10 protein-coding genes and 1 pseudogene are annotated in these 8,388 nt (G+C 67.7%); 7 read left to right on the top strand and 4 right to left on the bottom strand.

Annotated elements, in window-relative coordinates; genetic code table 11:
• The 3 genes from folP to HUU94_RS07185 form a co-directional block, all read right to left on the bottom strand.
• Nucleotides 1-983: dihydropteroate synthase (gene folP / locus HUU94_RS07195; RefSeq protein WP_174274412.1), on the bottom strand; the 983-nt coding region annotated here is incomplete at its 3' end.
• Nucleotides 984-1,029: 46 nt separating this feature from the next.
• Nucleotides 1,030-1,845 carry an EAL domain-containing protein gene (locus tag HUU94_RS07190; RefSeq protein WP_254602023.1) on the bottom strand — a complete coding sequence of 272 codons (816 nt, stop codon included), beginning with the start codon at nt 1,843-1,845 and terminating at the stop codon, nt 1,030-1,032.
• 117 nt (nt 1,846-1,962) lie between these two features.
• Entirely contained in the window at nt 1,963-3,081 is a 1,119-nt protein-coding gene (locus HUU94_RS07185) for a site-specific DNA-methyltransferase (RefSeq protein WP_174274410.1), read from the bottom strand.
• Nucleotides 3,082-3,359: 278 nt separating this feature from the next.
• On the opposite strand from HUU94_RS07185, the gene HUU94_RS07180 reads away from it, so the two are divergent.
• From HUU94_RS07180 to HUU94_RS07155, 6 genes are read left to right on the top strand one after another with little or no spacing between them, the layout of a single operon-like run.
• Entirely contained in the window at nt 3,360-3,491 is a 132-nt protein-coding gene (locus HUU94_RS07180; RefSeq protein WP_174274409.1) for an aa3-type cytochrome c oxidase subunit IV, read from the top strand.
• An 8-nt stretch (nt 3,492-3,499) separates the two neighbouring features.
• Nucleotides 3,500-4,621 carry an NAD(P) transhydrogenase subunit alpha gene (locus HUU94_RS07175; protein ID WP_174274414.1) on the top strand — a complete coding sequence of 374 codons (1,122 nt, stop codon included), beginning with the start codon at nt 3,500-3,502 and terminating at the stop codon, nt 4,619-4,621.
• Entirely contained in the window at nt 4,618-5,088 is a 471-nt protein-coding gene (locus HUU94_RS07170) for an endonuclease domain-containing protein (RefSeq protein WP_254602021.1), read from the top strand. The genes HUU94_RS07175 and HUU94_RS07170 overlap by 4 nt, the downstream gene beginning before the upstream one ends.
• A gap of 2 nt (nt 5,089-5,090) precedes the next feature.
• On the top strand, nt 5,091-5,384 hold the full coding sequence (locus HUU94_RS07165) for an NAD(P) transhydrogenase subunit alpha (RefSeq protein ID WP_174274408.1): 294 nt from the start codon (nt 5,091-5,093) through the stop codon (nt 5,382-5,384).
• A 24-nt stretch (nt 5,385-5,408) separates the two neighbouring features.
• Entirely contained in the window at nt 5,409-6,893 is a 1,485-nt protein-coding gene (locus HUU94_RS07160) for an NAD(P)(+) transhydrogenase (Re/Si-specific) subunit beta (protein ID WP_174274407.1), read from the top strand.
• Nucleotides 6,893-7,078 carry a hypothetical protein gene (locus tag HUU94_RS07155; RefSeq protein ID WP_174274406.1) on the top strand — a complete coding sequence of 62 codons (186 nt, stop codon included), beginning with the start codon at nt 6,893-6,895 and terminating at the stop codon, nt 7,076-7,078. The genes HUU94_RS07160 and HUU94_RS07155 overlap by 1 nt, the downstream gene beginning before the upstream one ends.
• Before the next feature lie 167 nt (nt 7,079-7,245).
• Here HUU94_RS07155 and HUU94_RS07150 read toward each other — a convergent pair whose 3' ends face one another.
• A complete protein-coding gene (locus HUU94_RS07150; protein ID WP_174274405.1) occupies nt 7,246-7,803 on the bottom strand; it encodes a hemerythrin domain-containing protein in 558 nt (185 codons plus the stop codon).
• A gap of 105 nt (nt 7,804-7,908) precedes the next feature.
• On the opposite strand from HUU94_RS07150, the pseudogene HUU94_RS07145 reads away from it, so the two are divergent.
• A pseudogene (locus HUU94_RS07145) lies at nt 7,909-8,388 on the top strand (hypothetical protein); the annotation flags it as partial.

Below are 8,388 nucleotides of genomic sequence, written 5' to 3'. Positions count from 1 at the left end.
GCCACCGCCAGCGATCCGCCGAGCCGCGCCTCGGCCGGCGCCTCCCCCGCCAGCGCGCCGATGAAGCGCTTGCGGCTCGCGCCCAGCACGATCCCGCAGCCGAGCCCGTGGAATAGCGACAGCCCGTTCAACAGCGCCAGATTGTGCCGCACCGCCTTGCCGAAGCCGATGCCGGGATCGATCAGGATGCGCGCGCGATCGATCCCCGCCGCCTCCGCCGCCGCGATCCGGCGCTCCAGCCAGTCGTAGACCTCGATCAGCGCATCCTCATAATGCGGGTCGCGCTGCATCGTCGCGGGATCGCCCTGGTGGTGCATCAGCACCACCGGGCACCCCCGCGCCGCGACCAGCGCCAGGGCCTCGGGATCGTAGGTCAGCGCCGAGACGTCGTTGACCATCCCCGCGCCCGCCTCCAGCGCCGCCGCCATCACGCCGGCCTTGCGCGTGTCGATCGACAGTGCCGCCTCCGCGCGCGCCAGCCGCCGGAGGACGGGCAACACGCGCGCGATCTCGTCGCCCTCCCACACCGGCGCCGCCCCCGGCCGCGTCGATTCGCCGCCGATATCGAGCAACGCCGCCCCCGCCGCGATCATCCGCATCCCCGCCTCGGCGGCGGCGGCGGGATCGGCGCCGTGCACGCCGCCGTCGGAGAAGCTGTCGGGCGTGACGTTGAGGATCGCCATCGCCTGCGGCTGATCGAGGCGGATCGCGCGCGCGCCGACGGTCAGCGGCGCGCGCGGCGCGGTCAGGCGGGCGAGGAGAAGCCGGCCTTGCTCGGGCATCGGCGCGGGAAGGGCATCGAGCCAGGCATCGAGCCGCTCGATCGGCAACAGTTCCTGCCGCACGCGTTTGGCACCGTCGGCGATGACTGCCTCGACCGCCGAAAACCAGACGAGCCCGCCCGCCAGCCGAAGCACCTTCTCATGGTGGCCGAACGGAGCATCGACGAAGCCGGTGGGCCGGAAATAGAGGCGCTCGTTCATGCCTCCGCCATAACGCGAAGGCGGGCGGGCGCCAGTTTGGTATCGCCTAACGCGCGGCTGATGCCCGAGGCGGCCACCGTCGCCCAAACGCAAAAGCGTCCGGCGCAAGGCATTCCGGCCTTATGTCCGGGAGAATCTGGAGCCCGGGCCGGGCATACCAATATCCCTGGTGGTAGCGCACGCCCAGGCGGCGCAGCGTTGCCGCCTCGGCAGCGGTTTCGACTCCTTCGGCGATCAGGATCGTGTCCAGATCGTGACACATCTGAACCACGGCGCGGATGATCGCCTGCCGGCGGCGGTCGCCATCGATGTCTCGGACAAGATCCATGTCGAGCTTGAGTTCATCGGGGTGAAATCGCGCGAATCGATCGAGGCCGGAATAGCCCGCGCCGAAATCGTCGATGGCGACCTTGAACCCGATCTCCTTATACGTATCGATGATCGAGGCGACGTGCTCGGGGGAGCCCATTTTCTCGTCCTCGGTAAATTCGAAGATCAGCCGATCGATCGGCATGTTGACTGCCCGCGCCGTTTGCAGCGTCAGTTGAATGCAAGCGATGGGGGAATAGACCGCATTGGGGAGGAAGTTGATCGAGAGGCAGGCGTCGGTCTTCATCAGTCCGGCCGCCATGGCGCTTTCGATCGCTTTGACGCGACATGCCTGATCGAAGGCGTAGCGATTACCGTCCGTAACCTGCCCCAGGACGCTGGCCGCGCTCTCGCCACCAATGCCACGGATCAACGCTTCGTAGGCGAAGGGTTGGCCGGTGACCGTATCGACGATGGGCTGGAACGCCATCGTGAAGGGAATATCGAAAGCTGTGCCGTCCCGGCAACCGGTGCAAGTGGGTCGCTTGTCCATGCGTGGACGGTAGTGGTTAGAGTTTAAAGCGCAATGAACACAAACCTTTATATTCGTTAACAATGTTTTCGGCGGTTCGGCGATCACGCCCGTTTCGCGGAAACAGGCGTGTCGCTCCTACCCCGCCAGGTGCCGCTGGCGCAGCGCGTCGATCGCCACCAGCCCGCCCGCCTCCTCGATGTGCCAGAAGCTCCAGCCGTTGCACGAGGGCGCGCCCTGCAGAGTCGCGCCGAGCTTGTGGATCGATCCCGCCAGCGTATCGCAGACCAGGCTGCCGTCGGCCTTGACCTCGGCATGCCAGCGCCGCCGCGCATCGCACAGCCGCGTCCCCGGCGCCACGACCCCGCTCTCGACCAACAATCCGAACGCGACGCGCTTCTGCCCCTTGCGCTCGGGCATCCCTTCCATCGCGCTTTCGTCGAGCGGCAGCGTCGCGGCGATCCGCGCGTCCGCCGCCGCGATGTAGCGCGGCTCGCGCTCGATCCCGATCCAGCGCCGCCGGAGCCGGCGCGCGACAGCGCCCGTCGTTCCCGTGCCGAAGAAGGGATCGAGGACGATATCGCCCGGCCGGCTCGCCGCCAGCATCACGCGGTACAGCAGGCTCTCGGGCTTCTGCGTCGGGTGGACCTTCGCGCCGTCCTCGTCCTTCAGCCGCTCCTGCCCGCCGCAGATCGGCAGCTCCCAGTCCGAGCGCATCTGCACATCGTCGTTGAGCGCCTTCATCGCGCGATAGTTGAAGGTATAGCGGCTCTTCGCGCTCTTCGCCGCCCAGATCAAAGTCTCGTGCGCGTTGGTGAAGCGCGTGCCCTTGAAGTTGGGCATCGGGTTGGCCTTGCGCCAGACGATGTCGTTGAGCAGCCAATAGCCTTCGTCCTGCAAGGCGGCGCCCACCCGGAAGATGTTGTGATAGCTGCCGATCACCCACAAGGTGCCGTCGTCCTTGAGCACGCGCCGCGCCTCGGCCAGCCAGCGTTTGGTGAAACGGTCGTAGGTGGCGAACGTATCGAACTTGTCCCAATCGTCGTCGACCGCGTCGACCTGGCTGCCGTCCGGGCGATGCAGGTCCCCGCCGAGCTGGAGGTTGTAGGGCGGATCGGCGAAGATCATGTCGATCGATCGATCGGGCAGTTTCGCCATCTCGGCGATGCAGTCGCCCGCGATGATCGTGTCGAGCGGCAAGAGCGCGAGCGTCGGCCGCGCGCGGGCCTGCCTCGCTATCGAACGTAACGCCCCCATGCTTCCGACCCCTTCGATCCGGTCGCCAGGGTGAGTCCGCGGCGGCGGCAGGTCAAGAGTCCAGAGACTTAGCACCGATCGCGCATATTCCGTCGGAGCAGCGACGCCGCCCGACCGCCACATCATATGGGAGTCGGCGGCACTTTCGGGCTCAAGCCATTGCGGTGTTGCCCGGCGGACTCACTCGTTTCGCATCCGCATCGCTGCTCGCCCTTGAGGCCTGCGCGCCACGGGTTTAAGGCGGCGCCACGAAGCGATCCAAGGCAAGGGGACCGAATATGGCTGACGGCGCAGAAATGGACATGCCCGCGCACGAGCGCTCTTACGGCAACTTTCTCGCGATGGCGCGCTGGGGCGCCATCGTCTGCGCGATCATCGCCGCGATCGTCGTCCTGATCATCGCGCGCTAGGCGTGGCGATCCGCATCGCGGTCGTCAAAGAGGAAGCCGCCGGAGAAAGCCGCGTCGCCGCGACGCCGGAGACCGTCAGGAAATTCGCCGCCTTGGGCGCGACGCTCGCCGTCGAAACGGGCGCGGGCGAGGGCGCCTCGATCGCCGATCAGGCGTTCGCCGATGCCGGCGCCGAGGTCGGCGCGCGCAGTGCGGTGCTCGCCGGCGCGGAGATCATCCTCGGCGTGCAGGGTCCGGATGCGGCGAGCCTCGCGGGTGCTAATCCGGGCGCCTGGCTGGTCGCCGGGCTCAACCCCTTCGCGGATCGCGCGCGGCTCGATGGTTATGCCGCCGCCGGGATCGAGGCGCTGGCGATGGAATGGATGCCGCGCATCACGCGCGCGCAATCGATGGACATCCTCTCCTCGCAATCGAACCTCGCCGGCTACAAGTCGGTGCTGATCGCGGCGGGCGAATATGGCCGCGCCTTTCCGATGATGATGACCGCGGCGGGCACGGTATCCGCCGCGCGCGCCTTCATCATGGGGGTCGGCGTCGCGGGGCTCCAGGCGATCGCCACCGCGCGCAGGCTCGGCGCGCAGGTCTCCGCCACCGACGTGCGCTCGGCCACTAGGGAGCAGATCCAGTCGCTCGGCGCCAAGCCGATCTTCGTCGAGAAAGTCCAGGGCATCGAGGGCGAAGGCTCGGGCGGCTACGCCACCGAGATGAGCGCCGAATATCAGAAGGCGCAGGCCGAACTCGTCTCCGCGCACATCGCCAAGCAGGATATCGTCATCACCACCGCGCTGATTCCCGGCCGCGCCGCACCCCGCCTGGTCTCGGACGCGCAGATCGCGACGATGCGGGCGGGCAGCGTGATCGTCGATCTGGCGGGGGAGAGCGGCGGCAATGTCGAGGGCGCGGTCTCGGGCGAGACGATCGTGCGCCACGGCGTCAAGATCGTCGGCGCGCGAAATATGGCCGGCACGCTCGCCGCCGACGCCAGCGCGCTGTTCAGCCGCAACCTCTACAATTTCCTCTCGGCTTTCTGGGACAAGGAAACGGGGCGGCCGGTGCTGGATGCGGAGATCGGCGACGCGATCCGCGTGACGCAAGGCGGCAAGATCGTCAACCCGAGGCTGCTGTCGTGATCTCCTATCTCGATCCTCCCCTGCAAGGGGAGGGGGACCATGCGCAGCATGGTGGAGGGGGCTCTCCACCCCTCCGCCGGCCCGAGGTAGTCACCGCCCGTGCCCTCCGGAAAAAGATGTCGCTTCCTGAAGTCATGTTGTGGGAGCGGCTTCGCGGCGGCCGTGCCGGCGCGAAAGCCCGCCGACAGCATCCTATCGGGCCTTACGTCGTCGACTTCTGTTTTGGATCGAGTCGGCTGATCGTCGAGATCGACGGAGAAGCGCACAATCGTGCCAACCGACCGGCCCGCGATATTCTGCGCGACCAGTTTCTGAACGAAAACGGATATCGGGTCGCAAGGTTTGCCGCAGCGGATGTACTTCGGGATGCCGATGCGGTCGCTGCTTCGATCGCATCGATCGTGGCGGGCCCCCTCCACCAGCCTGCGGCCGGTCCCCCTCCCCGTGCCGGGGAGGATCAGGAGTAATTATGGATTTCCTCTCTATCCTCACGATCTTCGTGCTCGCCTGCTTCATCGGCTATTTCGTCGTCTGGTCGGTGACGCCGGCGCTGCACACGCCGCTGATGGCGGTGACCAACGCCATCTCCTCGGTGATCATCGTCGGCGCGTTGATCGCGGGTGCGGCCAGCGGTGCCGCGACGGCGAAGTGGCTCGGGCTGCTCGGCGTCGTGCTCGCCAGCGTCAACATCTTCGGCGGCTTCGCGGTGACCGAGCGGATGCTCGCGATGTACAAGAAGAAGGAGCGTCCCGCCGCCAAATAGGCGCGCGGACGTAAGGGGACAGAGATGACGCAAGCCTTGGCGGTGCCCGCGTGGGCGATGCTGGCCTATCTGGCGGCGGGGGTGTGCTTCATCCTCGCGCTGCGCGGGCTGTCTAGCCCGGTCAGTTCGCGGCGCGGCAACCGGCTGGGCATGGCGGGGATGACCGTCGCGGTGCTGACCACGCTCGTCACGCACATTCCCGGCACCGCTTACATGGTCTGCCCGATCGCCGCGCCCTGCTTCCTGTCGCCCGTCGCGATCGATTGGGTAACGATGTTCGAAATCCTCGCCGCGATCGGCATCGGCGCCGCGATCGGCCTCACGACCGCGAAGCGGATCGCGATGACGGACATGCCGCAGCTCGTCGCCGCCTTCCACAGCCTCGTCGGCCTGGCGGCGGTGCTCGTCGCGGTGGCGGCCTATCTCAACCCGGCGGCGTTCGGCATCCTCGATCCGCTCACCGGCCACATCCACCCCGTCAGCCGGATCGAGATGGGCCTCGGCATCGCGATCGGCGCGATCACCTTCTCCGGCAGCGTGATCGCCTTCCTCAAGCTCAACGGCAACATGGGCGGCAAGCCGATCCTGCTGCCCGGCCGCCACGTCATCAACCTCGCCACGCTTGCCGCGATCCTCGCGCTCGTCGCTTATTTCGTAACCGACGATGCGCCCTGGGTGTTCTTCACGATCACCGCGTTGAGCTTCGCGATCGGCTTCCTGCTGATCGTGCCGATCGGCGGCGCGGACATGCCCGTCGTCGTCTCGATGCTCAACAGCTATTCGGGCTGGGCGGCGGCGGCGATGGGGTTCACGCTGCACAATTCGGCGATGATCATCACCGGCGCCTTGGTCGGCTCTTCGGGCGCGATCCTCAGCTACATCATGTGCCGCGCGATGAACCGCAGCTTCCTCTCGGTGATCGCCGGCGGCTTCGGCGCGGTGGCGGACGCCGGCGGCGGCGAGGCCAAGGAGCAGCGCCCGTGGAAGCGCGGCTCGGCCGAGGATGCCGCCTTCCTGATGAGCCAGGCCAACCAGGTCATCATCGTCCCCGGCTACGGCATGGCGGTGGCGCAGGCGCAGCACGCGCTGCGCGAGATGGGGGACCTGCTCAAGAAGGAGGGCGTCAGCGTCAAATATGCGATCCACCCCGTCGCGGGCCGCATGCCCGGCCACATGAACGTGCTGCTCGCCGAGGCCAACGTGCCCTATGACGAAGTGTTCGAGCTGGAGGACATCAACGGCGAATTCGCGCAGACCGACGTCGCCTTCGTGATCGGCGCCAACGACGTCACCAACCCCGCCGCCAAGACCGACAAGACCTCGCCGATCTACGGCATGCCGGTGCTCGACGTCGAAAAGGCCAAGACCGTGCTGTTCATCAAGCGATCGATGGGCGGCGTCGGCTATGCCGGGGTGGACAACGACGTCTTCTACATGGACAATACGATGATGCTGCTCGCCGATGCCAAGAAGATGGTCGAGGAAATCGTGAAAGCGATGGCGCACTGATGGCCGCGCGCAAGAAATCGACAGGCGCGAAGCCCGCGCCGAAACGCCGCAAATCCGCCGCCAAGGCCAAGGATGCGGGCGGCAACAAGGGGCTGCTCGTCGGCGCCGGCATCGGATCGGCGGCGATCGCGGCGGCCCTGCTGTGGGTGACGCGCGCCAAGAAGAAGCCCGCCGAGCCGAAGTAAGGCGTACCGTCACCCCGGACTTGATCCGGGGTCCCGCTGCCTGCCGACGCTGAAGAAGAAGCGGGACCCCGGATCAAGTCCGGGGTGACGCCTGATTTGATATCGCTTCAGAGCCATAACGACCCGGACCCCCGCCTTCGACGGCGTCGGCCGCGACCCGATCGCCTTTACGCTACCGGAGTCTCCTCCGCATCCGCCTCCTGCGTGGCGCCAAGATCGCCCGTGTCCTCGACCTTGGCGTAAAGCTCGGCCTGCCGCGCGCGGAGTTCCTCGCCGATCGCGTCGAGGTCGATCTTGCCCTCCTGGTGGGCCTCCTTCATCTCCTCGAACAATTCCTGATCCTCCTCGTCGATATGGTGGATCGTCTGTTCGCCGAGCACATGGACCTTGCTCTTGTAGAGCTCCTCGGTGCCGTCCATCTGCGCGATCTGGCCGGCGAGCGTCTTGCCCGCCGCATGCTCGACGATCCCCTCGTCGACCTCGTCGGCCTCGCCCACCGTCCGGCCCGCGGGATAGAGGATTTCCTCCTCGATCGTCATATGGACGTCGAGGCGCAGGCAGAGCTCGTCGCCGATCGCCTTGAGCGCGTCGCCCTCGGCCTCCTTGGCCGCCTGGAAAAGCTCGCGGAAGCGGTGATGCTCGTCCTTGAGCACCCGCAGCGCCACCGGATCGTCGTCGGCGATCCGGTGAAGCCCTTCGCCGTTGCGCGCCGCATAGTCGCTCATGGTCGTCTCCTGTTTGCCGTTCGCCAAGCGCGCGGGGCGCCTTCCGGGTTCCTTGGGGCGCGGGCGCGCTTGACGCTGCGCGACCCCTGCGGGAATGCGGGGCGGATGGCGGCGAAGACGGTGATCCTGGCGGAGGATGCGGGCGTGCAGGCAGCGCTCGCCGATCATGCGCGCGGCGGCGGCGGCTGGATCGTCGCGACCGCGCGGCCGGCCGAGGGAGCCAAGGCGCTGGATGCCGCCGGGCCGCTCGACCTGATCGTCGCCGATCTCCGCGACATGGCGCTGCCGGACGCCCTGCTCGATCGCCTCGCGGCGGCGGCGGCGCAGGGCTGCGCGCTGATCGCCGAGATCGATGCCGCGCAGATCGATTGCGCCGCAGCCCGCCTCGATGGCGATCGCGTGATATTGCTCGTCGATCCCGATCCGATCGATCGCGCCGCCGCGATCGCGGTCGGGCTCGCGTCGCGGGGGTCGGGCAATGTCGGCGAGCAGGATGCGCTGCCCGGCCTCCGCCAGTTGAGCGAGGAGGCGGGGCGGATCGCGCGCGCGCTCGCCGCGCTCGCGGAGACCAGCCCGCCCGCGCCG

It is taken from the genome of Sphingomonas bacterium, assembly GCF_903644055.1.
Classification (GTDB): Bacteria; Pseudomonadota; Alphaproteobacteria; order Sphingomonadales; family Sphingomonadaceae; genus Sphingomonas_I.
The sequence above is the reverse complement of the archived record's forward strand: the minus strand, read 5'-3'. Positions and strand labels throughout refer to the sequence as shown.